The sequence below is a fragment of the Herbaspirillum sp. CF444 genome (assembly GCF_000282135.1).
GTDB lineage: Bacteria > Pseudomonadota > Gammaproteobacteria > Burkholderiales > Burkholderiaceae_D > Herbaspirillum.
Genome location: NZ_AKJW01000028.1, coordinates 1 through 26,674, shown reverse-complemented (window position 1 = coordinate 26,674; position 26,674 = coordinate 1). Strand labels below are relative to the sequence as shown.

The window sequence follows — 26,674 nt, the reverse complement described above, 5'->3', positions numbered from 1 at the left end:
TCATCAATACAGGCTGAAATACAAAAACGATTTGCCGTACAGCAGCATCAGCATACCCGCTATCGCCAGATATGGCCCGAAAGGCAGCGCCTGGTCGGCGGCTTTGCGTTTCATCAGCACCATGGCGATGCCGATCACGGCGCCCAGGCAGGATGCCAGCAGCAGGATCAGCGGCAACGCCTGCCAGCCCAGCCAGGCGCCCAGCGCGGCCATCAGCTTGAAGTCGCCGTAACCCATGCCCTCCTTGCCGGTGGCGAGCCTGAAAACCCAGTAAATTGCCCACAGGGCAAGATAACCCGCCGCGGCGCCCAGCACGGCATCGCTCAGCGGCGCGAAGCTGCCGTTCAGGTTGACCAGCAGCCCCAGCCACAGTAACGATAGCGTCAGGCTGTCGGGCAGGAGTTGGGTTTGCGCATCGATGACGCTGAGCGCAATCAGAAAATAGGCGAACGCCAGCGCCGCCAGGCCCGCGTTTCCGAGGCCGTAATGCCAGCCCAGCCACGCCGACAGGAGCGCGCTGAGGATTTCCACCAGCGGATAACGCAGCGGGATCGCCGCTTCGCAGCGGGCGCAGCGACCGCGCAACAGCAAGTAGCCGACCACGGGAATGTTGTACCCGCCGGGAACCGGCGCGGCGCACTGCGGGCAGGCCGAACGCGGCGTCAGCAGGTTGTAGCGGTCGGTGTGCGGTGCGCTTTTGCCGGTTTCGTGGGCCAGGTAGTTGTCGGCTTCGCGCTGCATCATCTTCGGCAGGCGATGGATGACGACATTCAGGAAGCTGCCGATCAACAGTCCGATGCCGGCGGCAACCAGCGCGGCCAGCGGGCTGCCGCTGCGATGTATGTCGGTAGATATCAGCATTTCCAGCATCAGATAACGGATCCCAGTTTGAAAATAGGCAGGTACATGGCAATAACCAGGCCGCCGATGACGACGCCCAGAACCACCATGATAAAGGGTTCCATGAGGTTGGAGAGGGACGCGACCGCTTCGGTCACCTCTATTTCATAAAAGTCGGCCACTTTGGCAAGCATCTCGTCGAGCGCACCGGACTCCTCGCCGATGGCGACCATCTGTCCGACCATGCCGGGAAACATCCGGGTTTGTTCAAGCGCGGTCGTCAGGCTGGCGCCGGCGGCGACCTGTTGCCGGATGGTCGCGGTGGCGTCGGCATAGGCGGCGTTGCCGGCCGCCGCGCCCACCGCCTGCAAGGCGTCGATCAGGGGAATGCCGGCGCCGAACAGCGTGGCCAGCGTGCGGCTCCAGCGCGCCACCGTCGCTTTGCGCACGAGCTTGCCGAACAGCGGCAGCCTGAGCAGGAGGCGGTCCGTGCGCGCCCGCCATGCGGCCGAGCGCCGCCATAGCCGCAGCGCCCATGCCATGGCGCCGCCCAGAAATCCAGCCAGCATCCACCAATAGCGCGCCATGAAGTCGGAAATCGCGATGACGATGCGCGTCGGCAGCGGCAGTTCGGCGCCGAAACTGCTGAAGACCTCTTTGAACGTCGGCACTACCCAGATCATGATGACGGAGGTCACGAGGATGGCGACCGTCACGATGGCGGCGGGATAGATCAGCGCCGCCCGCACCTTGTTCTTGAGCGCCAGGGTCTTTTCCTGATAGCGCGCCAGGCTGTCCAGCAATTCGTCCAGCAGGCCCGCTTGCTCGCCGGCGGCGATCAGGTTGCAGAACAGCGTGTTGAAATAGCGCGGATGGCGCGCGAACGCCTGGTTCAGGCTGGTGCCGCCTTCCACGTCGGCGCACAGACTCAGGATCAGGCGTGCCAGCGCCGGATTGGTCTGGCTGCGCGCGACGATGCCGAAGGCCTGCAGCAGCGGCACGCCGGCCTTGAGCATGGTCGCCAGCTGGCGGGTGAAGAGCGCGAGCTCCTTTTCGCGGATCCTGTTGTCGCGCTGTACGCGTTTCCGTTTGATGGACAAGGCCAGGATGCCCTGGCGGCGCAGCATGGCGCTGACGACGGCCGTGCCGCTGGCAGGCATTTCTCCGCGCGCGAGCTTGCCGTTGCGATCTTTGCCCTCCCATGCATACAGCGTTGTGCGGCGTCGCGCAGGCGGGCGTTGCGGGGATGTCGCCATGATGTGTCGTTCCGGTTGCAGGCAGTCGCGTCAGAGGTTGGTGCAGGCGAGGATTTCGTCGAGGCTGGTGATGCCCTCCCGGACCTTCTTCAGTCCCGCCTGGCGCAGGCTGAGAACGCCTTCCTTGCGTGCCTGCAATTCGATCTCCAGCGTCGACGCGTGCGCGAGGATGAGTCGTTCAATCGTTTCGCCGACCGGCATGACCTGATAAACGCCGACACGCCCTTTGTAGCCGCTGTTGCCGCAGCGCGGGCAACCGGCGGCGCGATACAGCGGCCAGTTGCCTTGGGTGTCGGCATCGTCGAAACCTGCCTCGCGCAATGTGTCGGCGGGCAGGTTGGCCGGCTGCTTGCAGCCGCACAGCCGGCGCACCAGTCGCTGCGCCGTGATCATGATCACCGAGGAGGCGATGTTGAAGGCCGGAACGCCCATGTTCATCAGCCGGGTGAGCGTCGACGGCGCGTCGTTGGTATGCAGCGTGGAAAACACCAGATGGCCGGTCTGCGCGGCCTTGACGGCGATGTCGGCGGTTTCCAGGTCGCGGATCTCGCCGACCATGACAATGTCGGGGTCCTGGCGCAGGAAGGCGCGCAGCGCCACAGGAAACGTCAGTCCGGCGCGTTCGTTGACGTTGACCTGGTTGATGCCGGGCAGGTTGATTTCGGCGGGGTCTTCGACGGTGGAGATATTCGTGCCGGGCTGGTTCAGGATGTTGAGGCAGGCATACAGCGACACCGTCTTGCCGGAGCCGGTCGGCCCCGTCATGAGCACCATGCCGTAAGGCCGACGGATGGCTTGCAGCAGCAATTCCTTTTGCACCGCGTCGTAGCCCAGCGCGTCAATGCCCGTTTGCGTCTGGCCGGCGTCGAGGATGCGCATGACGATCTTTTCGCCGAACAGCGTGGGCAAGGTCGAGACGCGAAAGTCGATGGAACGCGTCTTCGACAGCGCCAGCTTCATGCGACCGTCCTGCGGCACGCGTTTCTCGGCGATGTCGAGATTGGCGAGAATCTTGATGCGCGAAGACAGCCGGTCTTTCATTGCCAGCGGCGGCTCCAGGACGTCGCGCAGCTGGCCGTCGATGCGGAAGCGGATGCGATAGAACTGCTCGAACGGTTCGAAATGCAGGTCGGAAGCGCCGAGGCTGATGGCGTCGAGCAGGATTTTTTGCAGGTAGTGGACGACGGGCGTGTCGTCAGGCGCGTGGCTGGCGGAGCGGGCAGGTTGTTGGTGCATGGCCGGGAGGGAAACGCTTCCGGACGGAAGCCGGCGTCAGGCCGGCATGCCCATGTCGGATCGCTTCGTTGCATGTGATGGATTCATCGGGCTTCTCGGCGAGAAGCGGAAGCGTCCGATCATGCGCATGGGGCGCGATTTTGTATATCGTTATTGTTCGGCTTTCGCCGCTTTCATGCCTTTGGGCACGATCAGTTTGACCACTTTGATCGCCTGGTTTTGCACCTGGATGATTTCGATGATGCAGCCGGCGATCTTGACGGAGACGTTGGCTTCCGGGATGTCGCGCAGCCATTCCAGCAGCAGGCCGTTGAGCGTCTTGGGACCGTCCAGCGGCAGGCTCAGGCCGAGGCGCTTGTTGATGTCGCGCAAGGTGGTGGTGCCCTCCAGCAGGCATTCGCCGTCCTGGTTCCAGCTGAAGCTGTCGGCGCGCGCCGCGCCGGGAACGGAGGTCGTGAATTCGCCGATCATTTCTTCGATGATGTCTTCCAGCGTCACCAGGCCCTGCACTTCGCCGTATTCGTCGACGATGATGCCCAGGCGCTCGTGGTTTTCCTGGAAGTATTGCAACTGGGTGAAGACGTCGGTGTCCTGCGGGATGAAGTACGGGGTGCTCAGCAGCGGGCGGATGTCTTCGCTGGAAATTTCTTCGTCCTGGCTGAACAGCGTGACGACCTTGCGCACGTGCAGGATGCCGACGATCTGATTGATTTCGCCTTCGTATACCGGCAGCTTGTTGTGATAACAGGTGGCGAGCTGGTGGCGAATTTCGTCGATGGAGACCGACAGGTTGAGCGCTTCAACCTGGGCGCGCGGCGTCATGACGTCTTCGACCGAGATTTTTTCCAGGTCGAACAGGTTGAGCAGGATGCTCTTGTGCTTTTGCGGGATGAAGTTGCCGCCTTCCAGCACGATGGAACGCAATTCTTCCGGCGACAGGCGCTGGTCGTGGGAGCGGCCGCTGGCCTTGATGTGCATGATGCGCAGGATGGTCGACACGATGATGTTGACCACCCACAGCAGCGGTTTGGCCAGCGCCATCAGCGGCTTGAGGATGAAGCTGGTGAACAGCGAGATGCGTTCCGGAAAGGTAGCGCCGATGATCTTGGGGACGATTTCCGCGAAGATGATCAGCAGGCCGGCCACGCAGGCGGTGGCGATGGTGATGACCTTTTCGTGGTTGCCGAAGGCGGCAATCGCCAGCGCCGTGACCAGCGCCGTCGCCAGCGCATTGATCAACGTATTAGCGATCAGGATCAGCGACAGCAGTTTGTCGGTGCGTTCAAGCAGCCAGAGGATGGTGATCGCACGCCTGTTGCCGTGCTTGGCTAAATGCCTGAGGCGATGCCGGTTGGCAGCCATCAAGGCGGTCTCGGTCATGGAAAAGAAAGCCGAGCAAAGAATCAGAAGTGCCAGTGCAAGAATTTGCACCCATATGGGCACGGTATCCAAAGGGTCACCGTAAGGTAGTTGATGTGATTTTCGTTTGGTCGGGGTGAGAGGATTCGAACCTCCGGCCTCTACGTCCCGAACGTAGCGCTCTACCGGGCTAAGCTACACCCCGACTGCCCGCATCATATTGTGTTAATGATTACGGTCCACCGCGAAAGCGGATAATTCTAGCAAAGAATCTTTGTACTTGCTATCGGGTAGCGAAGCAATTGCATCGCTTGCGCGGCGGCTTGCTTTTTGCGCTTCCTGGCGCGTGTAATCCAGGGCGCCCGAGCTCGTAATCGCGGACAGGATCTGATCGAAATGCTGCTCGTCGCCGTTCTCGATGCAACTACGCACCAGCTCGCGTTGTTCCGGCGTGCCGTTTTCCATCAGATAAATCAGCGGCAGCGTCGGTTTGCCTTCGCGCAAGTCGTCGCCGACGTTCTTGCCGATCTCGGCGGCGTTGCCGGAATAGTCCAGCACGTCGTCGATCAACTGGAACGCGGTGCCCAGCGAGCGGCCGTATTCGCCGGCGGCATCGATGCCGGCTTCGTCGGCGCCGGCGATCAACGCGCCCAGTTGCGCGGCGGCTTCGAACAGCTTGGCGGTCTTGGAGCGGATCACGCGCAGGTAATCGGCTTCGTTGACGTCCGGGTTGTGCATGTTCAGCAACTGCAGCACTTCGCCCTCGGCGATCACATTGGTGGCGTCGGCCACGATTTGCATGACGCGGGCGTTGCCGACCGTGACCATCATCTGGAAGGCGCGCGAATACAGGAAGTCGCCCACCAGCACCGAAGCGGCGTTGCCGAACAGGGCGTTGGCGGTCTGCTTGCCGCGGCGCAACGAGGATTCGTCGACCACGTCGTCGTGCAGCAGCGTCGCGGTATGGATGAATTCGATCACGGCCGCCAGCGAGTGATGCGCGTTGCCCTGATAGGAATAGGCATTGGCGATGAGCAACACCAGCACGGGCCGGATGCGCTTGCCGCCGGCGCTGATGATGTATTCGGCAACCTGATTGACCAGCGGGACTTCGGAATAAAGTTGCTGGCGAATAACGGTATTGACCGCGCCCATGTCGGCAGCTATCGGGTCAATGAAGGAATTTGGCGTAGCGGATTGGAGAGCGGCGGACAAGGCTGAACCTGTGAAAAATCAAGATTGCCGTGATTATACGATGACAAGCGCGAAGGTAAGTGCGCCGGCGTATGTATCGGATTGTAGCTTCGGCCCGCGGAATTGCCGTATTGCCATTTTCTTCCGGTGTTGCGCAGGAATGTCAAGACCTTTTGACGCGGAGGCTAAGTCTATGTATAATTGGAGGTTTTCCCGATTCAAAAGCCGCTTTTCATGGGCTGCGCCTTGGGAGAAAAGAAAATTTTTTCATTCATTCGATGAGGTTTCACATGTACGCGGTCATAAAAACCGGCGGCAAACAATACAAAGTTGCCGCTGGTGAAAAACTTAAAGTAGAACAGATACCGGCAGACATTGGCTCCCAAATCACTTTGGATCAAGTGCTCGCAGTGGGCGCAGGCGATACCGTGAAATTCGGTGCGCCGTTGGTCGAGGGTGCAACGGTGCTGGTTACTGTCATAGCGCAGGGTCGCCACGACAAGGTCAAGATCTTCAAAATGCGTCGTCGTAAGCATTATCAGAAGCGTCAAGGCCATCGCCAGAACTACACCGAACTGCAAATCGTCTCGATCAACGCTTAATCGGCGTAGGTCAAACTAGATACAAGGAGTCATATAAATGGCACATAAAAAAGGCGGCGGCACCACGCGCAACGGCCGTGATTCAGAGTCGAAACGACTCGGCGTCAAGGTCTACGGCGGCCAGGCAATCAATGCCGGCGGCATCATCATTCGTCAACGCGGCACCAAGGTTCACCCTGGTGAAAACGTCGGCATGGGCAAGGACCACACTCTGTTCGCATTGACAGAAGGTAAAGTCCAGTTCGTGATCAAGGGCGTTGCGAAGCGCCAGTACGTGACTGTTGTCGCTGCTTGAGTTTTAAACCGGGTTGCTAACCCGGTTTCGACTTGAGTCCTGCACATCAGTGACTACATAAGGCGAAAGCCTTAGCAAAAGTTGTTTAAGGCTCTGCCTCTGGTGGAGCCTTTTTTAGTTTTAAGCTTGTCCGTTTTGTATTCATCCTGCAGCGCGCAGGGCCTCCGTCGAGCTCATTTTTTGACCGGCGGCACGGCTGACGCGGCTGTACTTGTAGCTTCAGGAACCTCTGCCTAAGCTACCCGTGTTCCGATCTGGCGGCCCCTTATTGTGGCGCCTCCGCCGTTCGGACACTGTCTCCGGCGACCGGTCTTCATTGATGCTTGCCGCTTGCCAGGTTATTTAAGCAGAGCTTCTTACTTTTAAGTTAGCGGTAACAATCATGAAGTTTATCGACGAAGCAAAGATCGAACTGATCGCAGGCGACGGCGGCAACGGCGTCGCCAGTTTTTGCCGTGAAAAATTCCGTCCTTTCGGCGGCCCTGACGGCGGCGACGGCGGCAAGGGCGGCAGTATCTGGGCCGTGGGCGACCGTAACGTCAACACCCTGATCGACTATCGTTATTCCAAGCTGCACAAAGCGCGCAACGGCGAAAACGGTCGCGGTTCCGATTGCTACGGCAAAGGCGCCGACGATATTTTCCTGCGCATGCCGGTCGGCACCCTGATCGTCGACAACGTCACCGGCGAACACATCGCCGACCTGACCGAGCATGAGCAGGTCGTGCTGCTGGCCCAAGGCGGCGAAGGCGGTTGGGGCAACATCCACTTCAAGACTTCCACCAACCGCGCCCCGCGTCAAAAGACCGAAGGCAAGGAAGGCCAACGCCGCGAATTGCGCCTGGAGCTGAAGGTGCTGGCGGACGTCGGCCTGCTGGGCATGCCGAACGCCGGCAAGTCGACCTTCATTTCCGCCGTCTCGAACGCGCGTCCGAAGATTGCCGATTATCCGTTTACCACCCTGCACCCGAATCTGGGCGTGGTGCGCGTGAGCCATGAAAAAAGCTTCGTCATCGCCGACATCCCGGGCCTGATCGAAGGCGCAGCAGACGGCGCCGGCCTGGGTGTACAGTTCCTGCGCCATTTGCAGCGCACCGGTTTGCTGTTGCACATCGTTGACCTGGCACCGTTTGAAGATACCGTCGATCCGGTCAAGGAAGCCAAGGCCATCGTCAAGGAACTGCAAAAGTACGACGACTCCCTGTTCGAGAAGCCGCGCTGGCTGGTACTCAACAAGCTCGACGTCGTGCCGGAAGCAGAGCGCGCCAAACGCGTCAAGGATTTCGTCAAGCGTTTCGGCTGGAAGGGCCCGGTATTTGAAATCTCCGCGCTGACCCGCGATGGTTGCGAAGACCTGATCACGGAAATCTACGGCTACCTGGAAACCAAGCGCAATCAGGAACACCGCGCCGAAGAAACCCAGATGACCGAAGAAGCCCGCGGCATTTCCTCCATCGATCCGGACGATCCGCGTTTCAAGGTCATCGACTGATCTTCCCGCTGCCGGTCATCGTCTGGCGGGCCGGTAAATCGTTTACTATCTTGTTCTCGACAGGTGTCTGTTGTCGCATGCGTGGCGGCAGACATCGTGAATTGCCGTCCCGGCGCGACTTTCCGAAAACAACATGCATTCCGTGATACAACAAGCCAAGCGGCTGATCATCAAAGTTGGCTCATCGCTCGTGACCAATGACGGCAAAGGCCTGGATGCCGCCGCCATCGCCAAATGGGCCGAACAAATCGCGCACCTGCGCACGCTGGGCAAGGAAGTGGTGCTGGTCAGCTCCGGCGCCATCGCCGAAGGCATGCAGCGCCTCGGCTTCGAGCGCCGTCCGACCGGCGTGCACGAATTGCAGGCCTGCGCCGCCGTCGGCCAGATGGGCCTGGCGCAAATCTACGAAACCAGTTTCCGCGCCCATCAGCTCGGCACCGCGCAGGTCTTGCTCACGCATGCCGATCTGGCCGATCGCGAGCGCTATCTGAATGCGCGCTCGACGCTGTTCACGCTGCTGCAATTCGGCGTCGTCCCCATCATCAATGAAAACGACACCGTCGTGACCGACGAAATCAAGTTCGGCGACAACGACACGCTCGGTGCGCTGGTCGCCAACCTGATCGAGGCCGATGTCCTGATCATCCTCACCGACCAGCGCGGTCTCTACACGGCCGATCCGCGCCGCGACCCGGATGCTCAGTTCGTCCACGAAGCCAAGGCCGGCGACTTGTCGCTGGAAGCCATGGCAGGCGGCGCCGGCACCGGCATCGGCCGCGGCGGCATGCTGACCAAAATCTTGGCGGCCAAGCGTGCGGCGACGTCCGGCGCGCACACCGTGATCGCCTGGGGACGTGAAGATCGCGTCCTGAGCCGTCTGGCGGCCGGCGAAGCCATCGGCACCCAGCTGACTGCGCAGACCGCGCAACTGACGGCGCGCAAGCAGTGGATGGTGGATCATTTGCAAACCGCAGGCCGCGTGGTGCTGGATAATGGCGCCGTGCAAAAGCTGACGGCGGAAGGCAAATCCTTATTGCCGATCGGCGTGACCGAGGTCGGCGGAGAGTTCGGCCGCGGCGACGTTATTACCTGCGTGGATGCCGCCGGCAAGGCTATCGCGCGCGGCATCAGCAACTACGCCAGCTCGGATGCGCGGCGCATCGTGCGGCATCCGTCGTCGGAGATTCTTTCCATCTTGGGATTCGTGGAAGAGCCTGAGCTGATCCATCGCGACAACCTGGTTCTGCTGTGATGCCGTAAAAATCCGCAGGTAAAAAACGGGCGCAGTGTTCAGCTGCGCCCGTTTTGCATTGTTGCGGTTGGTCCTGATTTAATCGCGCGCCGGATCCAGCGGACGGTTCTCGCGCAGGCGGGCTATGGTCTTTTTCACATCGCCGGCCAGCATGCCGTTCTGGCAGAAATAGCTTTTGTACAGCGCGGCGTCCTGGCGATTGGCGCCGGCGTCCTTGATTCTCGTCCATTTGTCTTGGCGCGAACGCGACCATTTGCCGTCGGCGTGGCCGAAGGCGTACCACTTGACTTCGTAGGTCTCGCAGCGGATGCCTGCGTAGACGATATTGATTGCGCCGCCGTTGGTCTTGGTCATCATGGTGTAGCGCACGACGTTGTCGCTGCCGATGGTCAGCGACTTGAGGTCGACATAGGACTTCGACGGCGTGGTTGGACCGACGTAGAATTCAACAAGATTTTCCGGCAATGGGTTCGGTGGCAGCTGCAGGGCAATTTCTTGCCATGGCTTTTCTTCATCGTCGAATTCTTCGTCGAAGCCGCCCAGTTGTTGAGCAAAGCTGAGCGTGGCCGAGCACAGCAGCAGGCCTGCGGTCAGAGTGCGGGCAAGCCGGCGTGAAGCAAGGGTATTCCAGAAGCGTTGGGGCATGAAGTTCACTTGTTGGTGGGCGGAGTGGCGGAGCCGCAAGGATCCGCCTGCTGGGCATTGCCTGGATGATCCGATGGCGGTTGTCCATTCTTGGTCTGGCCCTGACCATCGGGACGACGATGCGTCGTCTGCGGGCGCGCCAGAAAGCGGGACAATTCCTTGAGCGCCTGCTGGTAGACGTCGCGCTTGAATTCGATGACGACGTCCAGCGGCACCCAATAGTCGTGCCAGCGCCAGGCGTCGAATTCGGGATGCGAAGTCAGGCGCAGGTTGACGTCGCAATCGCGACCGACCATGCGCAGCAGGAACCAGATCTGTTTTTGCCCGCGATAATGTCCGCGGATTTCACGCTTGATGAAATGATCGGGAACCTCATAGCGCAGCCAGTCGCGGGTACGACCGATGATCTTGACGTGTTCCGCTTTCAGGCCGATTTCTTCTTCCAGTTCGCGAAACATCGCCTGTTCCGGAGTTTCGCCATGTTTGATTCCGCCTTGCGGAAATTGCCACGAATGTTCCTTAACCCGCTTGCCCCACCATACCTCATTCTGGGCGTTAAGCAGGATGATGCCGACGTTCGGGCGGAAGCCTTCTCGATCCAGCATGTTGGTACCTCAAAACTTTCTGCGGCAGGGCTTCCTCTCTTGCCCAATCCGGTCTACGCCGCCAATGGTTCAATCATTGGCAGCGCTCACCTGCATCGGGTGCGGCATCGGATGCATCAGGTGCCCGCACATCCGCATGAGATGTGCGTGAAACAGCGATCAATTGTGCAAAGAGTGGGCGCATCAGCCAGCTAATCCTTTAAAATTACGTTGATTATAACCCTCCTCTTTTAAAAAGAACTCATCGTCATGCGCGCCTCCCGATTTTTTATTTCCACCTTGAAAGAAGCTCCTTCGGACGCCGAAATCGTCAGCCACAAGCTGATGATGCGGGCCGGCATGATCAAGCGGCTGGGCTCCGGCATCTATACCTACATGCCGATGGGCCTGCGCGTGATCCGCAAGGTGGAAGCGATCGTGCGTGAAGAAATGAACCGTTCCGGCGCCGTCGAACTGCTGATGCCGGTGGTCCAGCCGGCCGAGCTGTGGCAGGAAACCGGCCGTTGGGACAAGATGGGGCCCGAGCTGATGCGCGTGAAGGACCGCCATGGCCGTGATTTCGCCATCCAGCCGACTTCGGAAGAAGTCGTCACCGACGTGGCCCGCACCGAACTGCGCAGCTACAAGCAATTGCCGGTCAACTTCTATCACATCCAGACCAAATTCCGCGACGAGCGCCGTCCGCGTTTCGGCCTGATGCGCGGCCGCGAATTCACCATGAAGGACGCCTACTCCTTCGACCGCGACGTCGACGGCCTGAAAAAGTCTTACCAGATCATGTATGACGCCTATGTCCGGGTTTTCACCCGCTTCGGCCTGCAGTTCCGCGCCGTGGCCGCCGACAACGGCGCCATTGGCGGTTCCGGTTCGCACGAGTTCCACGTCATCGCCGCCACCGGCGAAGACGCGCTGGTGTACTGCCCGACTTCCGACTACGCCGCCAACATGGAAGCGGCCGAAGCCGTGGCCGTCAACGCCACCCGCGGCGCTGCCGCCGAAGCGCTGACCAAGACCGCGACGCCGGGCAAGGCCAAGTGCGAAGCCGTGGCCGAGCTGCTGAAGCTGCCGCTGGAACGCACTATCAAGTCCATCGTGCTGACCGTTGAGAAAGACAAGCCGGAAGACAAGGAAGTCTGGCTGCTGCTGCTGCGCGGCGATCACGAACTCAACGAAGTCAAAACAGGCAAGATCCCCGGCCTGGCCAATTACCGTTTTGCCAACGAAGCGGAAATCGTCGAATGGTTCGGCACGCCGCCGGGCTACCTCGGTCCTATCGGCACCAAAAAGCCGGTCAAGATCGTGGCCGACCGCACCGTCGCCAACATGAGCGACTTCGTCTGCGGCGCCAATGAAGCGGATTTTCATTACACCGGCGCCAACTGGGGCCGCGATCTGCCCGAGCCTGTCGTCGCCGACATCCGCAACGTCGTCGAAGGCGACGCTTCGCCGGACGGCAAGGGCGTGCTGGCGATTCAGCGCGGCATCGAAGTTGGCCACGTGTTCCAGCTCGGCACGGCGTATTCCGAATCGATGAAAGCCACTTACCTCGACGAAGCCGGCAAGCCGCAGCCGCTGCAAATGGGTTGCTACGGCATCGGGATTACCCGTATCCTCGGCGCCGCCATCGAACAGAACTTCGACGACAAGGGCATCATCTGGCCGGCCACGCTGGCGCCGTTCGAAGTGGTGTTGTGCCCGATGGGTTACGACCGCAGCGAAGCCGTCAAGACTGAAATCGACAAGCTCTATGACGCGCTGGTTGCTGCGGGCGTCGACGTCATTCTGGACGATCGCGGCGAGCGTCCGGGCGCGATGTTCGCAGACTGGGAACTGATCGGCGTGCCGCATCGCATCGTCATCGGCGATCGTGGTCTGAAGGATGGGCAGATCGAATACCAGGGCCGTCGCGACACTGCCGCAACGCCGGTGCCGCTGGCCGATGCGCTGGCCTTCATCAAGGGCAAGCTGGCCTGAGGTGACGGGGTTGGTGTCCAAAGCATGCGCACGCTGTGCCTGCTGCTGATTCTGGCGTGGTGCGGAAACCTGTCCGCCCACGCGGGCAATCAGAAAGAAGAGCGTCTGGCCGATTCCGTAAAACTGGCCCTGGCGCAAGCGGTGGCGGACGCCCGTCCGCCGAAGCCGCAATTCGATGACATCGAACAGCGTATCGCCTATCTCAACTGGCTTGGCGACATGTCGGCGCGTCTCTCCGACAAGCTCCCTGATCGCGAGGAAAGAATCGAATTCCTCGAAAGCGCCTGGTACGAAGCCAAACGGGCCGGACTCGATCCAGCGCTGGTGCTTGGACTGATCCAGGTCGAATCCGCATTCCGCAAATACGCAATTTCCTCGGCCGGCGCCACCGGCTACATGCAAGTCATGCCGTTCTGGACGCGTGCCATCGGCGACGGCGATCGTCGCAAGCTGTTCCACATGCGCAGCAATCTGCGCTACGGCTGCGCCATCCTGCGCCTGTATCTCGATCAGGAAGGCGGCGACTACTTCATGGCGCTCGGCAAATACAACGGCAGCCGCGGCTTGCCGGAGTATCCGACGGCAGTCTTGAAGGCGAAGAAACGATGGGAGCCTGCAGGTCAATAGCGCGCAGCTAGGGCAGATGGCGAATCGAGGCACGTTGCGCTCATCGATAGGCCACGATCAAATGTGGTGCGAAGAAATAATATGCAAATAAAAAGAGGGAATCTCCGCGCTCCTGCAATGCGTCGATTCCCTCCGGCGGCGTCGCTAGTCCGTTGGCTTGCCGTGGTGGAATGATGCGTTCCGGTCACTATCTTTTATTGTGACGCCGGCACCACCGTCACCTCCTTGCGCAAGATGCCGCCGGACAGTGCGTTGCCTTCAATCTCGGTCGGATTGTCGATGCGTCGCTGGCAGTCGGCCTGGTCTTGCGTCGGCAAGGACTTGCAGCGTTCTACCGCGTTCTGGCTGTATTGTTGCGACTGGTTGGCGTCCAGCTTGCCTTGTCTGGCTTGCTGATACGCCGCACCGGCCTCGCGCAGGCAGGTTGCCTTGTCCTGGTTCGACTGGCCGCTGGTGCAAGCCGCCTTTTCACGCTGGTATTGCGCATTTAGTTCGGCGTTGTTCTTGCCTGTCGTTGCTGCTGCGAAAGCGGTGCTCGCCACCAGCAGGCAGACAGCGGCGACACTCAACATGGCGATGGCTTTACGTAGCGCCGGATGATAGGAATGCGGATGAAAATGCCCGGTACTGTGAGCAATGTGTGGACGAGGAAATGTCATGCTGATGTCCTTTCGGGTGACGTCTGTGCAGTCTAGACTGCGACGAAAACGGCAAAGTTCATCCGGCGACAGCGATATCACGGCCCTGTAGGACGGCGCTGTCGGCGTGCATGATGGTCCGATGTAGGTGTTGGAGCGTATTGTTATAAATCGTTGGCGGAAAACAAAAACGCCCGCGCGATGCGGGCGTTTTTGTTTTGCAAGCTAGTCTGCAAAAACCTGTATTGCTTATTTCAAATGGCCGGAAATCAGCTTGGTCATTTCAAACATCGATACCTGTTTCTTGCCGCCGAACACAACCTTCAACTTGTCGTCTGCGTCGATGTTGCGTTTGTTTTCGGGGTTTTGCAGTTTGTGTTTCTTGATGTATTCCCACACCTTCTTGGTGACTTCAGTACGTGGCAGGGGTTTGGCGCCGACGACTTCAGCCAGTGCTGCCGACGGTGTCAGCGGCTTCATGAATGCGGCGTTGGGAGTGCGTTTGACGGCTGGTTTCTTTGCTGCCGGCTTGGCTGCTGCTTTTGGTGCTGCGGCTTTCTTTGGTGCGGCTGCTTTTGCTGCTGGCTTGGCGGCTGCCTTTGGTGCTGCTTTTTTCGGTGCTGCGACTGCTTTCTTTGGAGCTGCTTTCGGTGCTGCTTTTGCTACGGGCTTCTTCGCTGCGGCTGCGGGTTTTTTGGCTGTGGCCATCTGTAAGCCTCCTTAATAAGGGATCAAAGCAAGGAAAGAGTTGAATGCGCAAATCACGCACCGACAATAGTGGTGCGGTTTTCCCGGCGATGCAAGTGTTTTTTAGCGGTTTTCAGAGGGAAAACGCGTATAAGCAACGGCAACTTCAAAAAACCGCTTCAACCTTCTCAAAAAGCCGCCTGGAGCGGCTTTCGCACCTGCCTGGCGCGACCCTGAAAAAGCGATTCTTAACGCATGCCCGGCATCATGCCCTTCATGCTGCGCATCATTTTCATCATGCCGCCGCCCTTGAGCTTTTTCATCATCGTTTGCATTTGCTCGAACTGCGCCAGCATGCGGTTGACTTCCTGTACCTGGACGCCGGCGCCGGCGGCGATGCGGCGCTTGCGGGTGGCCTTGATCAGTTCCGGCTTGGCGCGTTCCTGCAGCGTCATCGAATTGATCATGCCTTCCATGCGGCGCACCTGCTTTTCGGCCTGGTCCATATTAGTCTTGCCGGCGGCTTGCTGCATCTGCGCCGGCAGCTTGTCGAGCAGGCCGGCCATGCCGCCCATCTTCTTCATCTGGCCGAGCTGGGCCTTGAAGTCGTTGAGGTCGAACTTGCCGCCGCCCTTGATCTTCTGCGCCAGATCCTGCGCCGCGGCGACGTCGACGCCTTTGCGCGCTTCTTCGACCAGCGCCAGGATGTCGCCCATGCCGAGGATGCGGTTGGCCATGCGGCTTGGATCGAAGGCTTCCAGGCCGTCCAGTTTTTCGGCCACGCCGGCGAACTTGATCGGCTTGCCGGTGATGTGGCGCACCGACAGCGCGGCGCCGCCGCGCGAGTCGCCGTCCAGCTTGGTCAGCACGATACCGGTCAGCGGCAGCGCGTCGCTGAAGGCCTTGGCGGTGTTGATGGCGTCTTGGCCGAGCATGGCGTCCACGACGAACAGGGTTTCGATCGGCTTGACGGCGGCGTGCACGGCGCTGATTTCCTGCATCATCGCCTCGTCGATACCGAGGCGGCCGGCGGTGTCGATGATCAGGACGTCATGGAAGTGACGCTTGGCGTAGTCGAGCGCGGCCAGTGCGATGTCGACCGGTTTGTCGGTGGTCTTGGTCGGGAAGAAGTCGGCGCCGGCCTGGGCGGTCACGGTTTCCAACTGGCCGATCGCGGCCGGACGGTAGACGTCGGCGGAGACGGTCAGGACTTTTTTCTTGGTGTTCTCGCGCAGGTACTTGGCGAGCTTGCCGACGGTGGTGGTTTTACCGGCGCCTTGCAGACCGGCCATCAGGATGATCGCCGGCGGCTGGGTGGCGAAATTGAGTTGGGATGCTTCCGGGCCGAGATCGGCGCCCATCAGGCTGGCCAGTTCGCGCTGGACCACGCCCACCAGCGCCTGGCCGGGAGTCAGCGAGCCGATGACTTCTTCGCCGACGGCTTTTTCCTTGACCTTGGCGATGAATTCGCGCACGGCGGGCAGGGCAACGTCGGCCTCGAGCAGCGCCAGGCGTACTTCGCGCAGCATCTCGGCGGTATTGGTTTCGGTCAGGCGCGCCTCGCCGCGCATGGTTTTGACGACTTTGGCAAGGCGTTGGGTCAGATTGTCGAGCATGATGAACCGTTAGACTTTGAAGAAAAGAGGGCGGTAAACGTGCCGGGAAAACCGAGGCGTAAACTGCAAGGGAAACCGCCATTTTACCCGATCGGCAGGCGCGGCAGCGCCGATCTCGGCAATGGCGCCAGCAGGAGTAGGGGAAAGTACGGTATTGTTCTCGCTGGCGTAATTGTGTATACAGTGCGTTGCATAGAATGGACAGTTCTTCCCATGAGGAAGGCGCATATCACCCGCGGCGAACTTCGCCGGCGGCGCAAACATAACGACAAGGAGAGAGAGATGAACAAACAACTCATCGCGGCGGCTGCAATGGCTGCCATGGCAGTAGCAGCGGCGGGGACTTCGCTGAACGCGGCGGCGCAAGAAGTGGTGCGCCTCGGCAACCTCAAGTTCGCGCACTACGGCGCCGTGTCCTATATCAAGGAAATCGCCCCGAAATGCGGCATCAAGGTCGACGAAAAAGTCTTCCCGAAAGGCCCTGACGTGATGCAAGGCATCCTCGCCGGCGAGCTCGATGTCGGCACCACCGCTTCGGAAGCCGCCATCTCGGGCCGCGCCAACGGTGCGCCGATCTATGTCGTCGCCGGTTTCGCCAAGGGTGGCGCGCGTCTGGTGGCGGGCAAGGATTCCGGCATCAAGTCGGTCAAGGATCTGAAGGGTAAGAAAGTCGGCGTGACCCGCGGCGGCATCCATGAAGTGCTGCTCGACGCCGAACTCGGCCAGAACGGCCTGACCTCCAAGGACGTGACCATCGTCTACCTGGCTTTCGCCGATTTGAATCAGGCGCTGCTGGGCAAGAACATCGACGCCATGATGCAGAGCGAACCGCAATCCTCGCAAGCCATCAACAAGGGCTTCGGCGTGGAGGTCATGAAGCCCTACGACACCCCGATCGGCGAACCGGTGCGCACCATGGTGATGACCGAGAAGTTCTATAAGGAGAAGCGTCCGCTGGCCGAGAAGTTCATGCGCTGCTTCCTGGAAGCCACCAAGACCTTCATGGACAACAAGGAAACCGCCGAAAAATACGTGCGCGAAGTCATCTTCAAGAACCAGATCACCAAGGAAGATTTCTACGACGCCATCGGCAACTCGCCTTACGCCTATGACATCACCGCCGAACATATCCAGGTCACCACCGACACCATGGCCAAGTACGGCACCGGCAAGATGGCCAAGCCGCCGGTCGCCAAGGATTGGGTAAAGACCGATCTGCTCGAGCAGGCCAAGAAAAGCATGAATCTTAAGTAATCAGCTGGGACCATGAACATGGCAAAACGAAAAATAGGAGGAGCCTTGCAGGGATTGCTGGTGCCGGTGGTGGTGATCGCCATCTGGCAGGGCGCCTCTTCGCTGGGCTGGATCAATCCGCTGGTTTTGCCGTCGCCGTGGGCGGTGGTGCACAAGTGGTTCGAATACTTGTCGCCCACCAAAGCGTATGACCCCGCCGACGGCAGCCGGCTGGCCTGGCTGTTTTCGGGCGAACTGATCATCGACGCCATCGGCAGCCTGTATCGCGTGGTGGTCGGTTTCCTGATCGGCGCCGGGCTGGCCTTGCCGCTCGGCTTGCTGATGGGATCCAGCCAACGCGTCTACGGTCTGATGAATCTGACGGTGCAGGTGATCCGTCCGATTCCGCCGATTGCCTATATCCCGCTGGCGATCCTGTGGTTCGGGCTGGGCAATCCGCCGGCGCTGTTCCTGATTTCGCTTGGCGCTTTCTTCCCGGTGCTGATGAATACCATCGCCGGCGTGCGCCAGGTCGACAGCATCTACCTGCGCGCGGCGCGCAACCTCGGCGCCAGCCAGCGCACGCTGTTCGTGCGCGTGATGTTGCCGGCTGCGGTGCCTTACATCCTGTCGGGCGTGCGCATCGGCATCGGCACCGCCTTCATCGTGGTGATCGTGGCCGAGATGATCGCGGTCAGCAACGGCCTCGGCTTCCGCATCATGGAAGCGCGCGAGTACTTCTGGTCCGACAAGATCATCGCCGGCATGATCACCATCGGCCTGCTGGGCCTGGCCATCGACATCGGCATGAGCCGCCTGAACAATTACATGCTGCGCTGGCATCGCGGACTGGAGAGCTGACATGAGCGCATCCCATATCGTCGTGACCGGCGTCAACAAGGTTTTCAAGAGCGACGACCGCGAAGTCGTGGCGCTCAAGGACATCAATCTCGACATCCCCGACGGCCAGTTCGTCTGCCTGCTGGGGCCATCCGGCTGCGGCAAGTCGACCCTGCTCAACGCCATCGCCGGCTTTGCCCTGCCCAGCAGCGGCAGCATCGCCACCAACGGCAAGCTCGTGGCCGAACCCGGCCCGGATCGCGGCATGGTGTTCCAGGAATACGCGCTGTTTCCCTGGATGACGGTGGAGCAGAACGTCGCCTTCGGTCTCGAAATCAAGGGCGTCGGCAAGGCCGAAATCCAGGCGCGCGTGACGCAATTGCTGGACAAGCTCGGCCTGATCGACTTCCGCAGCCGTTTTCCCAAGGACTTGTCCGGCGGCATGCGTCAGCGGGTGGCGATTGCCCGCGTGCTGGCGCTGGATTCGCCGATCATGCTGATGGACGAGCCGTTCGGCGCGCTCGATGCGCTCACGCGCCGCAACCTGCAGGACGAGCTGCTGCGCATCTGGGACGAGTTCAAGAAGACCATCGTGTTCGTCACGCACAGTATCGAAGAGGCCATCTACCTGGCCGACCGTATCGTCGTCATGACTTACCGTCCCGGCACCATCAAGCGCGATATCACGGTCACGCTGCCGCGCCTGCGCGACCCGGCGGATCCCGAGTTCAACGCCTTGAAGCGCGAACTCGGTCAACTGGTCATGGAAGAGCAGCAACGCCATCATCACGATGAGATGCGTGCTGCCGCAGTCGACTGACGCCTTATGGGATTGCAGCGTGCTGCGCCATTGATTTTGGCGGTTTCATCCCCACCCTATTGCTTTGGCCCGAAGCAATAGGGTGGTTTCGTATTTGCCTCCTGGTAAGACCCAGGTAAGACCCTTCGGCGGGCCCGTAGCGTGCGCTCATCACGTTTCCGGCAGTCAGTGAATTCGCGACATGGTGTAAACTTAGTCGATGCAAACATATTTTTTCATTCTGGCTGCGCTCCTGTACCTGGGCTGCGCCTTCCTGCCTTCCGAACGGCGCCTGCCGATTTCGATCGGGACGGTGGCCGGCTGGCTGTTGCACGGCGGCGCCCTGATGGCGGACATGTTTGCGCCCGACGCCGTACGCGTGGGTTTTGGCGTGATGCTGTCGGCCACCTTGTGGGTGTCGGTCGCGGCTTACTGGCTGGAAAACCGCAACTTCTCGCTCGACAGCCTGCGCGTGCTGGTGTTGCCGGTAGCGGCGGTGGCGGTGATTCTGCCGAGCGTCTTTCCGGGCAACATGGTGGCCCTGGCGGGCAAGTCGGACTGGTTCCTGTGGCATATCGCGATTTCCATCCTGGCCTATAGCACGCTGACCATCGCTGCTTTCCATGCCGTGCTGATGGTGCTGCAGGAGTCGCGCCTGCATACGCGGCCCGGCCCGGCGCAAAGCGGCTGGTTCTCGATGGCGCTGGATCGTTTGCCGGCCTTGCTGACAATGGAAAAGATCCTGTTCCGGCTGATCGCTTTCGGTTTTGTTTTGTTGACGCTGACTGTATTGTCGGGCGTCGTGTTTTCCGAGCAGTTGTTCGACAAGGCCTTCAGGTGGGATCACAAGACGATCTTCACGCTGCTGTCCTGGGGATTGTTCGGTTTGTTATTGGCGGGACGCAAATGGCAAGGTTGGCGCGGTCGTACCGCGCTCAGTTTCACCTTGACCGGGTTTGCCATTTTGCTGCTCGCCTATGTCGGCAGCCGCTTCGTGCTCGAAGTCGTGCTGCATCGGATACTGGTATGAAATATCTTATTTGGCTGGTGATCGCCCTGGCGGTCGTGGTCTGGCTCCAACGCGCCAAGAAATCCATCGCGGCAAACGCCGGTTCGCCGCAGGGTCCTGCCGGCGCCAGCCGCAACCCCTTCGCGCGTAAAAAACGCAAGGAAGAGGCCGAGACCATGGTGCAATGCGCCCACTGCCGCATCCATTTCCCGGCATCCGAATCGGTGTCGAACGCTGCGGGTATTGTTTACTGCAGCGAAGAGCACCTGAGGCTGGCGTCTTCCTGACATGAAGGCCGATTCCAGCGACCAGCAGGCAGCATCGATGGTCAGCCCGGAGCTGGCCACCGCAGTCCCCCCCGCAGTCCCCCCGATCCCAGCACGATTGACGATCGCCGCCGACGGCTGGTGCGATCACGCCCACCGGCAGCCGTCGCCGAACTTCGACGCTCGCGCCGAAGGCACGGTGACCGACTTGCTGGTGATCCATAACATCAGCCTGCCGCCCGGGCAGTTCGGTGGTCCCTTCATCGGCGATCTGTTCTGCAATCAGCTCGATTGCGACGCCCACCCGTATTTCGACCAGTTGCGTCCTTTGCGGGTGTCGGCGCACTTCGTCATCCAGCGCGACGGCCGGCTGCTGCAGTTCGTCTCGGCCAACGACCGTGCCTGGCACGCCGGCGTGTCGTCCTTCAAGGGGCGCGAGCGCTGCAACGATTTTTCCATCGGCATAGAATTGGAAGGCACCGACTTCGAGCCCTTCACCGATCTCCAGTATCGGGTGCTGGCGACCCTCGCGATCGCGTTGCGGCGACGTTATCCGCTCGCCGATGTCGCCGGTCACGAGCACATCGCGCCGGGCAGGAAGACCGATCCGGGGCCGTTTTTTGACTGGTCGAGATTTCGGGAAGATTTCTATCGCGATGTTGAATCAGCGCAATTGCGCTTCCCTTCTGGGGTCGGTGAAAGTCAAGCGTAAAACATATAAAAATATCCAGAAATAGCGGTTGCATCTCTCGATTTCAGACACTAGAATTAGTCTCAATCATTCCTTTGGAACTAGATGTAGTGTTTTTGGTAAGTAATTCTTTGATCGTTCTTTGAGTTGGAAGAGGCAGTTCGCGGTCCCTCGGGTCACTTTTTCGACGCCGGATCAAGGCTCTCAACAAGAGTCGGAGCAGCTTCTGCAGGGTTGGGCTTCAGGTTGGGATTCATAGGGCGGCGAGTCTTGAGGCAAGCAACAATTCAAACGATGTCTCGGTGGCACTCCCATTTCAGGCTTTAATTTCAGGCGTTATTTAATCAGTTCGGAACAGGTCGTACTTACATGCGGTCGCGATCGCGGCAGTGCCGGCGTCGTCCTGTTTCTGGTATTCGTGAACCTCTTCATATTTTTGCACCTTATATATATGAAGGGTTCTATTGGCAACGCGGACGGCTCGGCTGTCCGTCAATCACAGTTTTAGGAGGCTCAGTGCGCTCTACACAAGAAATTTCCGCTAAATCCCCGGCAGATTTTGGCGTCATTCCCACGGCAGGCAGCCAGGACGAAGCAACGCCTTCGCAATCGGTTCGACCTGCTTCCGGTTTGGGTGAATACAGAATCATCCGCCGCAATGGTGCGGTGGTCGGTTTTGAACCATCGAAGATTTCGATTGCCGTGACCAAGGCATTCCTCGCCGTCAACGGCGGTCAGGGTGCGGCTTCGGCGCGCGTGCGCGAAATGGTCGAGCAATTGACCACCAACGTCGTTTCGGCCCTGGTGCGTCGCCAGCCGACCGGCGGCACTTTCCATATTGAAGACATCCAGGACCAGGTTGAACTGGCCCTGATGCGTTCCGGTGAACACGATGTCGCCCGCGCCTACGTGCTGTACCGCGCCAAGCGCATGGAAGAACGCGCACAGCAAGGCGCCGGCACCAAGACCGATTTCGCTGCGCCGCAACTGCACGTGGTGGAAGACGGCCAAAGCCGCCTGCTGGATCTGGGCGAAGTGCGCACCCTGATCACCGCAGCCTGCGTCGGCCTGGAAAAACACGTTGATGCCGATGCGATCCTGGCCGAAACCGTCAAGAACCTGTACGACGGCGTGCCGGTGGAAGAGTTGCACAAGTCGGCCATCCTGGCCGCCCGTGCGCTGATGGAAAAAGACCCGGCCTACAGCCAGGTCACTGCGCGTCTGCTGATGCACACCATCCGTAAGGAAGTGTTCGGCAAGGAAGTCGCGCAAGCCGACGCGCCGGCCGAATACCTGGAATACTTCGCCAAGTACATCAAGAAGGGCATCGAAGCCGAACTGCTGGACTCCAAGCTGGCTCAGTTCGACCTGAAGAAGCTGGCCGAAGCCATCAAGCCTGAGCGCGACCTGCAATTCGGTTACCTCGGCCTGCAAACGCTGTACGACCGCTACTTCCTGCACATCCAGGGCACCCGCATCGAAATGCCGCAGGCGTTCTACATGCGCGTCGCGATGGGCCTGTCGCTCAACGAAATCGACCGCGAAGCGCGCACCATCGAGTTCTACAACCTGCTGTCGTCGTTTGACTTCATGAGCTCGACGCCGACCCTGTTCAACTCCGGCACCTTGCGTTCGCAGCTGTCGTCGTGCTACCTGACGACGGTCGCCGACGATCTGGACGGCATCTACGAAGCCATCAAGGAAAACGCGCTGCTGGCCAAATACGCCGGCGGTCTGGGCAACGACTGGACGCCGGTCCGTTCGCTGGGCGCGCACATCAAGGGCACCAATGGCAAGTCGCAAGGCGTGGTGCCGTTCCTGAAAGTGGTCAACGACACCGCCGTGGCGGTCAACCAGGGCGGCAAGCGCAAGGGCGCGGTCTGCGCCTACCTGGAAACCTGGCACATGGACATCGAGGAATTCCTCGACCTGCGTAAAAACACCGGCGACGATCGCCGCCGCACGCATGACATGAACACCGCCAACTGGATTCCCGACCTGTTCATGAAGCGCGTCATGGAAAAGGGCGAGTGGACACTGTTCTCGCCATCCGATGCGCCCGACCTGCACGACAAGTTCGGCAAGGCCTTCGAAGAAGCCTACACCGGCTATGAAGCCAAGGCCGCCCGCGGCGAGCTGAAGCTGTTCAAGAAGGTGCAAGCGCTGGACCTGTGGCGCAAGATGCTGTCGATGCTGTTCGAAACCGGCCACCCATGGATCACCTTCAAGGACCCATGCAACATCCGTTCGCCGCAGCAACACGTCGGCGTGGTCCACAGCTCGAACCTGTGCACCGAGATCACCCTGAACACCAACGAGTCCGAAATCGCCGTCTGCAACCTGGGTTCGGTCAACATGCCGGCCCACCTGGTCAATGGCGAAATCGACCACGCCAAGCTGCAAAAGACCATCCGCACCGCCATGCGCATGCTCGACAACGTGATCGACATCAACTACTACGCCGTCAAGAAGGCGCGTGATTCCAACCTGCGCCATCGTCCGGTCGGCCTGGGCATCATGGGCTTCCAGGACTGCCTGCACATGAAGCGCGTGCCTTACGCTTCGATGGATGCCGTCGAATTCGCCGATCGTTCGATGGAAGCCGTCTGCTACTACGCTTACTGGGCATCGACCGAACTGGCGGAAGAGCGCGGCCGTTACAGCTCCTACCGCGGCTCGCTGTGGGATCGCGGCATCCTGCCGCAAGACTCCCTGAAGCTGCTGGCGCAGGAACGCGGCGGCTACCTGGAAGCGGACATGTCGGAAACCCTGGACTGGCCGGCGCTGCGTTCGCGCATTTCCGAGTTCGGCATGCGCAACTCGAACTGCGTGGCGATTGCCCCGACGGCAACGATTTCCAACATCATCGGCGTGTCGGCTTGCATCGAACCGACTTACCAGAACCTGTATGTGAAGTCGAACCTGTCCGGCGAATTCACCGAAATCAACGAGTACTTGGTGCGCGACCTGAAGGCGCGCGGCCTGTGGGACGAAGTCATGATTTCCGACCTGAAATATTTTGACGGCAGCCTGGCCAAGATCGACCGCATTCCGCAAGACCTGCGCGACATCTACGCCACCGCCTTCGAAGTCGAGCCTTCCTGGCTGGTGGAAGCGGCATCGCGCCGTCAGAAGTGGATCGATCAGGCACAGTCGCTGAACATCTACATGGCCGGCGCATCGGGCAAGCGTCTGGACGAGACTTACAAGCTGGCATGGTTGCGCGGTCTGAAGACCACGTATTACCTCCGCACCATCGGCGCGACCCACACCGAGAAGTCGACTTCCAAGACCGGCGCCCTGAACGCGGTGGCGGTGGACGGCGGCGTCGGCCACAGCGCAGCGGCTGCTTCTGCTCCGGCATCGATGACGGCGTCTGCGGCCAGCACGGCAACCGTGGCGGCGGCAGCAGTCGAAGCCGACGGCGCGGCATGCTATCTGCGTCCGGGCGATGCCGGTTTTGAAGAGTGCGAAGCTTGCCAGTAATCAAAACGCAGTAAAAACAGGCAGCAGCCGCCGGCAAGTCCGGCGGCAGTCTTCTCCGGAAGATGAACGCGCCGCCTGAATCAATGTCATAAGTCACATCCCGGCCGCGTCGGGACGTCAAAAAGTAAATTAAGTAAAGGATTGAACATGCTCTCTTGGGATGATGAAGTGAAGGCGACGCCGGCACCATCCGTGCCGCACGCCTCGCAAATGCCTCAGCCTCAATTGCAATCGGCCGCTGTGAACGATGGACGTCCGAACGCACGTCCGCAATTCTCCGACGTCGCGTTGAATCCTGCCCTGGTTACCAAAGACGAAGCGCCGGTGGACGTGACCAGTCGCGTCAACGCAGCCGACAAGCGCATCATCAACGGCCACACCGACGTCAATCAGCTGGTGCCGTTCAAGTACAAATGGGCCTGGGACAAGTACCTGGCCGGCTGCGCCAACCACTGGATGCCGCAGGAAATCAACATGCAGCGCGACATCGAGCTGTGGAAGAACCCGAACGGCCTGACCGAAGACGAACGCCGTCTGGTCAAGCGCAACCTCGGCTTCTTCGTCACCGCCGATTCGCTCGCCGCCAACAATATCGTGCTCGGCACCTATCGCCACATCACCGCGCCGGAATGCCGCCAGTACCTGCTGCGCCAGGCATTCGAAGAGGCGATCCACACCCACGCCTACCAGTACATCGTCGAGTCGCTGGGCCTGGACGAAGCCGAAATCTTCAATGCCTATCACGAGGTGAAGTCGATCCGCGACAAGGACGAGTTCCTGATCCCGTTCATCAACACGCTGACCGATCCCGAGTTCAAGACCGGCACCACCGAGAACGACCAGAAGCTGCTGAAGTCGCTGATCGTTTTCGCCTGCATCATGGAAGGTCTGTTCTTCTACGTCGGCTTCACGCAGATCCTCGCGCTGGGCCGTCAGAACAAGATGATGGGCGCCGCCGAACAGTATCAGTACATCCTGCGCGACGAATCGATGCACTGCAATTTCGGGATCGATCTGATCAACACGGTGAAGATGGAGAACCCGCATTTGTGGACGCCGGAATTCAGAAACGAAATTAAATCGTTGTTTTTAAGCGCAGTAGAGTTGGAATATCGTTACGCAGAGGATACAATGCCGCGAGGCGTGCTAGGTTTGAATGCGCCGATGTTCAAAGGCTACTTACGATTCATCGCTAATCGTCGCGCACAGCAAATCGGACTCGACCCGCTGTTCGCGCAAGAAGAAAATCCGTTTCCGTGGATGAGCGAGATGATCGATTTGAAGAAGGAGCGCAACTTCTTTGAAACCCGAGTCATCGAGTACCAAACCGGAGGCGCGCTTAACTGGGAATGATGTGCCCATCTCGTCAATGCTCTTCAGCGAGATTTGCGAGGCACACAGCGGTCGGATAGCTTGCAAGATATCCGGCTGCCAAAAATGGAAGGCTTTCACCAAATTTAATGAACAGTAAAAGACCGAATCGATCTTCTCTGTTATTGCCGCTTAACTCGATCAAGTCGGGTCAGGCGGCTTTTCCTTTGAAAAACCTGAAGGTTTTTCGGGAATCGTATTCCTGACGCTAGCGTGTAATCCGCTAGCGTTTTTTTTGGTTGTGGCGTTCGCGAAGGCGCGGACCGTAGCTCCGAGCCCCTGCACAAGCGGGGCGGAGGCCCAGCCAAGATAGCTGAAGCGCTGCATAGGTGAGGGGATGCAGCAGTTCAGCTGGTGCCGAATTCATTAGCGCAAGCAGAAGCTTGCTTGTGCCGATGAATAATCCGCCTGCATCATCGCGATGGTACAGACGGGTTTCTTAAATCAAGCTTGATTTTTTCCATCACGTGAAGAAGGAGAAACAAAATGGCAACAGCAGCAAAGAAACCAGCAGCGAAGAAGCCTGCTGCAAAGAAACCAGCGGCCGCCGCTAAGAAGCCAGTTGCAGCCAAGAAGGCAGCAGCTCCGAAGAAGGCAGTCGCCGCCAAGAAGCCAGTAGCTAAGGCAGCAAAGCCAGTGGCGAAGAAAGCAGCAGCTCCTA

25 protein-coding genes, 1 tRNA gene and 1 pseudogene are annotated in these 26,674 nt (G+C 59.8%); 15 read left to right on the top strand and 12 right to left on the bottom strand.

What is annotated here, in order from left to right:
* Positions 1 to 3: 3 nt before the first annotated feature.
* The 6 genes and pseudogenes from PMI16_RS07460 to ispB form a co-directional block, all read right to left on the bottom strand.
* Positions 4 to 870 carry a prepilin peptidase gene (locus PMI16_RS07460; RefSeq protein ID WP_007878075.1) on the bottom strand — a complete coding sequence of 289 codons (867 nt, stop codon included), beginning with the start codon at positions 868 to 870 and terminating at the stop codon, positions 4 to 6.
* Complete coding sequence (locus PMI16_RS07455) at positions 870 to 2,096, bottom strand: type II secretion system F family protein (RefSeq protein ID WP_007878074.1); 1,227 nt, start codon at positions 2,094 to 2,096, stop codon at positions 870 to 872. Before PMI16_RS07455 ends, PMI16_RS07460 begins: the two co-directional genes overlap by 1 nt.
* A 30-nt stretch (positions 2,097 to 2,126) precedes the next feature.
* A pseudogene (locus PMI16_RS07450) lies at positions 2,127 to 3,326 on the bottom strand (ATPase, T2SS/T4P/T4SS family); the annotation flags it as partial.
* Positions 3,327 to 3,482: 156 nt separating this feature from the next.
* Positions 3,483 to 4,784, bottom strand: a complete 1,302-nt coding sequence (locus PMI16_RS07445; protein WP_034379513.1) for an HlyC/CorC family transporter — start codon at positions 4,782 to 4,784, stop codon at positions 3,483 to 3,485.
* Between the two features lie 35 nt (positions 4,785 to 4,819).
* Positions 4,820 to 4,896: transfer RNA gene (locus tag PMI16_RS07440), tRNA-Pro, on the bottom strand.
* A 20-nt stretch (positions 4,897 to 4,916) separates the two neighbouring features.
* Positions 4,917 to 5,906 carry an octaprenyl diphosphate synthase gene (gene ispB, locus PMI16_RS07435; RefSeq protein WP_034379511.1) on the bottom strand — a complete coding sequence of 330 codons (990 nt, stop codon included), beginning with the start codon at positions 5,904 to 5,906 and terminating at the stop codon, positions 4,917 to 4,919.
* Positions 5,907 to 6,175: 269 nt separating this feature from the next.
* Here ispB and rplU point away from each other — a divergent pair, with 269 nt between their 5' ends.
* The 4 genes from rplU (at position 6,176) to proB (ending at position 9,526) form a co-directional block, all read left to right on the top strand.
* A complete protein-coding gene (gene rplU, locus PMI16_RS07430) occupies positions 6,176 to 6,487 on the top strand; it encodes a 50S ribosomal protein L21 (RefSeq protein ID WP_007878066.1) in 312 nt (103 codons plus the stop codon).
* Positions 6,488 to 6,524: 37 nt separating this feature from the next.
* Positions 6,525 to 6,782 carry a 50S ribosomal protein L27 gene (rpmA, locus tag PMI16_RS07425; RefSeq protein ID WP_007878065.1) on the top strand — a complete coding sequence of 86 codons (258 nt, stop codon included), beginning with the start codon at positions 6,525 to 6,527 and terminating at the stop codon, positions 6,780 to 6,782.
* Positions 6,783 to 7,164: 382 nt separating this feature from the next.
* Positions 7,165 to 8,274 carry an Obg family GTPase CgtA gene (gene cgtA, locus PMI16_RS07420; protein ID WP_007878062.1) on the top strand — a complete coding sequence of 370 codons (1,110 nt, stop codon included), beginning with the start codon at positions 7,165 to 7,167 and terminating at the stop codon, positions 8,272 to 8,274.
* Positions 8,275 to 8,407: 133 nt separating this feature from the next.
* Complete coding sequence (proB, locus tag PMI16_RS07415; protein ID WP_007878060.1) at positions 8,408 to 9,526, top strand: glutamate 5-kinase; 1,119 nt, start codon at positions 8,408 to 8,410, stop codon at positions 9,524 to 9,526.
* Positions 9,527 to 9,604: 78 nt separating this feature from the next.
* Here the strand turns inward: proB and PMI16_RS07410 are convergent, their stop codons facing one another.
* The gene (locus PMI16_RS07410; protein ID WP_034379523.1) at positions 9,605 to 10,171 is read right to left on the bottom strand and encodes a CNP1-like family protein; all 567 of its coding nucleotides are present in this window, start codon (positions 10,169 to 10,171) and stop codon (positions 9,605 to 9,607) included.
* 5 nt (positions 10,172 to 10,176) lie between these two features.
* Positions 10,177 to 10,734 (bottom strand): RNA pyrophosphohydrolase, encoded by a 558-nt coding sequence (locus PMI16_RS07405; protein WP_237719808.1) that lies wholly within the window; start codon positions 10,732 to 10,734, stop codon positions 10,177 to 10,179.
* Here PMI16_RS07405 and PMI16_RS26405 point away from each other — a divergent pair.
* From PMI16_RS26405 to PMI16_RS07395, 3 genes are read left to right on the top strand one after another with little or no spacing between them, the layout of a single operon-like run.
* A complete protein-coding gene (locus PMI16_RS26405) occupies positions 10,651 to 10,971 on the top strand; it encodes a hypothetical protein (protein ID WP_237719812.1) in 321 nt (106 codons plus the stop codon). The two genes, PMI16_RS07405 and PMI16_RS26405, sit on opposite strands and share 84 nt — an antisense overlap.
* 54 nt (positions 10,972 to 11,025) lie before the next feature.
* Positions 11,026 to 12,750 carry a proline--tRNA ligase gene (locus PMI16_RS07400; protein ID WP_007878054.1) on the top strand — a complete coding sequence of 575 codons (1,725 nt, stop codon included), beginning with the start codon at positions 11,026 to 11,028 and terminating at the stop codon, positions 12,748 to 12,750.
* A 24-nt stretch (positions 12,751 to 12,774) separates the two neighbouring features.
* Complete coding sequence (locus PMI16_RS07395; RefSeq protein ID WP_007878052.1) at positions 12,775 to 13,377, top strand: lytic transglycosylase domain-containing protein; 603 nt, start codon at positions 12,775 to 12,777, stop codon at positions 13,375 to 13,377.
* Between the two features lie 194 nt (positions 13,378 to 13,571).
* Here PMI16_RS07395 and PMI16_RS07390 read toward each other — a convergent pair whose 3' ends face one another.
* The 3 genes from PMI16_RS07390 to ffh all read right to left on the bottom strand — a co-directional run bounded on the left by PMI16_RS07390 (position 13,572) and on the right by ffh (position 16,318).
* On the bottom strand, positions 13,572 to 14,036 hold the full coding sequence (locus PMI16_RS07390; RefSeq protein ID WP_007878051.1) for a hypothetical protein: 465 nt from the start codon (positions 14,034 to 14,036) through the stop codon (positions 13,572 to 13,574).
* Positions 14,037 to 14,264: 228 nt separating this feature from the next.
* Positions 14,265 to 14,723 carry an SWIB/MDM2 domain-containing protein gene (locus tag PMI16_RS25225; RefSeq protein ID WP_007878048.1) on the bottom strand — a complete coding sequence of 153 codons (459 nt, stop codon included), beginning with the start codon at positions 14,721 to 14,723 and terminating at the stop codon, positions 14,265 to 14,267.
* Positions 14,724 to 14,950: 227 nt separating this feature from the next.
* The gene (ffh, locus tag PMI16_RS07375; RefSeq protein ID WP_007878047.1) at positions 14,951 to 16,318 is read right to left on the bottom strand and encodes a signal recognition particle protein; all 1,368 of its coding nucleotides are present in this window, start codon (positions 16,316 to 16,318) and stop codon (positions 14,951 to 14,953) included.
* Positions 16,319 to 16,600: 282 nt separating this feature from the next.
* Between ffh and PMI16_RS07370 the strand changes: the two genes are divergently transcribed.
* The 8 genes from PMI16_RS07370 to PMI16_RS07335 all read left to right on the top strand — a co-directional run bounded on the left by PMI16_RS07370 (position 16,601) and on the right by PMI16_RS07335 (position 25,995).
* The gene (locus PMI16_RS07370) at positions 16,601 to 17,572 is read left to right on the top strand and encodes an ABC transporter substrate-binding protein (protein ID WP_007878046.1); all 972 of its coding nucleotides are present in this window, start codon (positions 16,601 to 16,603) and stop codon (positions 17,570 to 17,572) included.
* 18 nt (positions 17,573 to 17,590) lie between these two features.
* The gene (locus PMI16_RS07365; RefSeq protein ID WP_007878041.1) at positions 17,591 to 18,412 is read left to right on the top strand and encodes an ABC transporter permease; all 822 of its coding nucleotides are present in this window, start codon (positions 17,591 to 17,593) and stop codon (positions 18,410 to 18,412) included.
* A 1-nt stretch (position 18,413) separates the two neighbouring features.
* Positions 18,414 to 19,211, top strand: a complete 798-nt coding sequence (locus PMI16_RS07360) for an ABC transporter ATP-binding protein (protein ID WP_007878040.1) — start codon at positions 18,414 to 18,416, stop codon at positions 19,209 to 19,211.
* A 199-nt stretch (positions 19,212 to 19,410) separates the two neighbouring features.
* A complete protein-coding gene (locus PMI16_RS07355) occupies positions 19,411 to 20,220 on the top strand; it encodes a cytochrome C assembly family protein (protein WP_007878039.1) in 810 nt (269 codons plus the stop codon).
* Positions 20,217 to 20,486, top strand: coding sequence for a PP0621 family protein (locus PMI16_RS07350; RefSeq protein ID WP_007878038.1), 270 nt, complete (start codon positions 20,217 to 20,219; stop codon positions 20,484 to 20,486). Before PMI16_RS07355 ends, PMI16_RS07350 begins: the two co-directional genes overlap by 4 nt.
* 37 nt (positions 20,487 to 20,523) lie before the next feature.
* Positions 20,524 to 21,177 (top strand): 1,6-anhydro-N-acetylmuramyl-L-alanine amidase AmpD, encoded by a 654-nt coding sequence (ampD, locus tag PMI16_RS07345; RefSeq protein ID WP_007878037.1) that lies wholly within the window; start codon positions 20,524 to 20,526, stop codon positions 21,175 to 21,177.
* Positions 21,178 to 21,672: 495 nt separating this feature from the next.
* Positions 21,673 to 24,642 carry a ribonucleoside-diphosphate reductase subunit alpha gene (locus tag PMI16_RS07340; protein WP_007878036.1) on the top strand — a complete coding sequence of 990 codons (2,970 nt, stop codon included), beginning with the start codon at positions 21,673 to 21,675 and terminating at the stop codon, positions 24,640 to 24,642.
* Positions 24,643 to 24,789: 147 nt separating this feature from the next.
* Positions 24,790 to 25,995 carry a ribonucleotide-diphosphate reductase subunit beta gene (locus PMI16_RS07335; RefSeq protein WP_007878035.1) on the top strand — a complete coding sequence of 402 codons (1,206 nt, stop codon included), beginning with the start codon at positions 24,790 to 24,792 and terminating at the stop codon, positions 25,993 to 25,995.
* 431 nt (positions 25,996 to 26,426) lie between these two features.
* Here PMI16_RS07335 and PMI16_RS25775 read toward each other — a convergent pair.
* The coding region (locus PMI16_RS25775) for a hypothetical protein (protein WP_193365724.1) at positions 26,427 to 26,674 on the bottom strand (248 nt) is incomplete at its 5' end.

Coding starts and splice junctions, on each gene's coding strand:
- PMI16_RS07460 (WP_007878075.1), bottom strand. CDS start 870: ATGCTGGAAATGCTGATATCTACCGACATACATCGCAGCGGCAGCCCG.
- PMI16_RS07455 (WP_007878074.1), bottom strand. CDS start 2,096: ATGGCGACATCCCCGCAACGCCCGCCTGCGCGACGCCGCACAACGCTG.
- rplU (WP_007878066.1), top strand. CDS start 6,176: ATGTACGCGGTCATAAAAACCGGCGGCAAACAATACAAAGTTGCCGCT.
- rpmA (WP_007878065.1), top strand. CDS start 6,525: ATGGCACATAAAAAAGGCGGCGGCACCACGCGCAACGGCCGTGATTCA.
- cgtA (WP_007878062.1), top strand. CDS start 7,165: ATGAAGTTTATCGACGAAGCAAAGATCGAACTGATCGCAGGCGACGGC.
- proB (WP_007878060.1), top strand. CDS start 8,408: ATGCATTCCGTGATACAACAAGCCAAGCGGCTGATCATCAAAGTTGGC.
- PMI16_RS07410 (WP_034379523.1), bottom strand. CDS start 10,171: ATGCCCCAACGCTTCTGGAATACCCTTGCTTCACGCCGGCTTGCCCGC.
- PMI16_RS26405 (WP_237719812.1), top strand. CDS start 10,651: ATGTTTGATTCCGCCTTGCGGAAATTGCCACGAATGTTCCTTAACCCG.
- PMI16_RS07400 (WP_007878054.1), top strand. CDS start 11,026: ATGCGCGCCTCCCGATTTTTTATTTCCACCTTGAAAGAAGCTCCTTCG.
- PMI16_RS07395 (WP_007878052.1), top strand. CDS start 12,775: ATGCGCACGCTGTGCCTGCTGCTGATTCTGGCGTGGTGCGGAAACCTG.
- PMI16_RS07390 (WP_007878051.1), bottom strand. CDS start 14,036: ATGACATTTCCTCGTCCACACATTGCTCACAGTACCGGGCATTTTCAT.
- PMI16_RS25225 (WP_007878048.1), bottom strand. CDS start 14,723: ATGGCCACAGCCAAAAAACCCGCAGCCGCAGCGAAGAAGCCCGTAGCA.
- ffh (WP_007878047.1), bottom strand. CDS start 16,318: ATGCTCGACAATCTGACCCAACGCCTTGCCAAAGTCGTCAAAACCATG.
- PMI16_RS07370 (WP_007878046.1), top strand. CDS start 16,601: ATGAACAAACAACTCATCGCGGCGGCTGCAATGGCTGCCATGGCAGTA.
- PMI16_RS07365 (WP_007878041.1), top strand. CDS start 17,591: ATGGCAAAACGAAAAATAGGAGGAGCCTTGCAGGGATTGCTGGTGCCG.
- PMI16_RS07360 (WP_007878040.1), top strand. CDS start 18,414: ATGAGCGCATCCCATATCGTCGTGACCGGCGTCAACAAGGTTTTCAAG.
- PMI16_RS07355 (WP_007878039.1), top strand. CDS start 19,411: ATGCAAACATATTTTTTCATTCTGGCTGCGCTCCTGTACCTGGGCTGC.
- PMI16_RS07350 (WP_007878038.1), top strand. CDS start 20,217: ATGAAATATCTTATTTGGCTGGTGATCGCCCTGGCGGTCGTGGTCTGG.
- ampD (WP_007878037.1), top strand. CDS start 20,524: ATGGTCAGCCCGGAGCTGGCCACCGCAGTCCCCCCCGCAGTCCCCCCG.
- PMI16_RS07335 (WP_007878035.1), top strand. CDS start 24,790: ATGCTCTCTTGGGATGATGAAGTGAAGGCGACGCCGGCACCATCCGTG.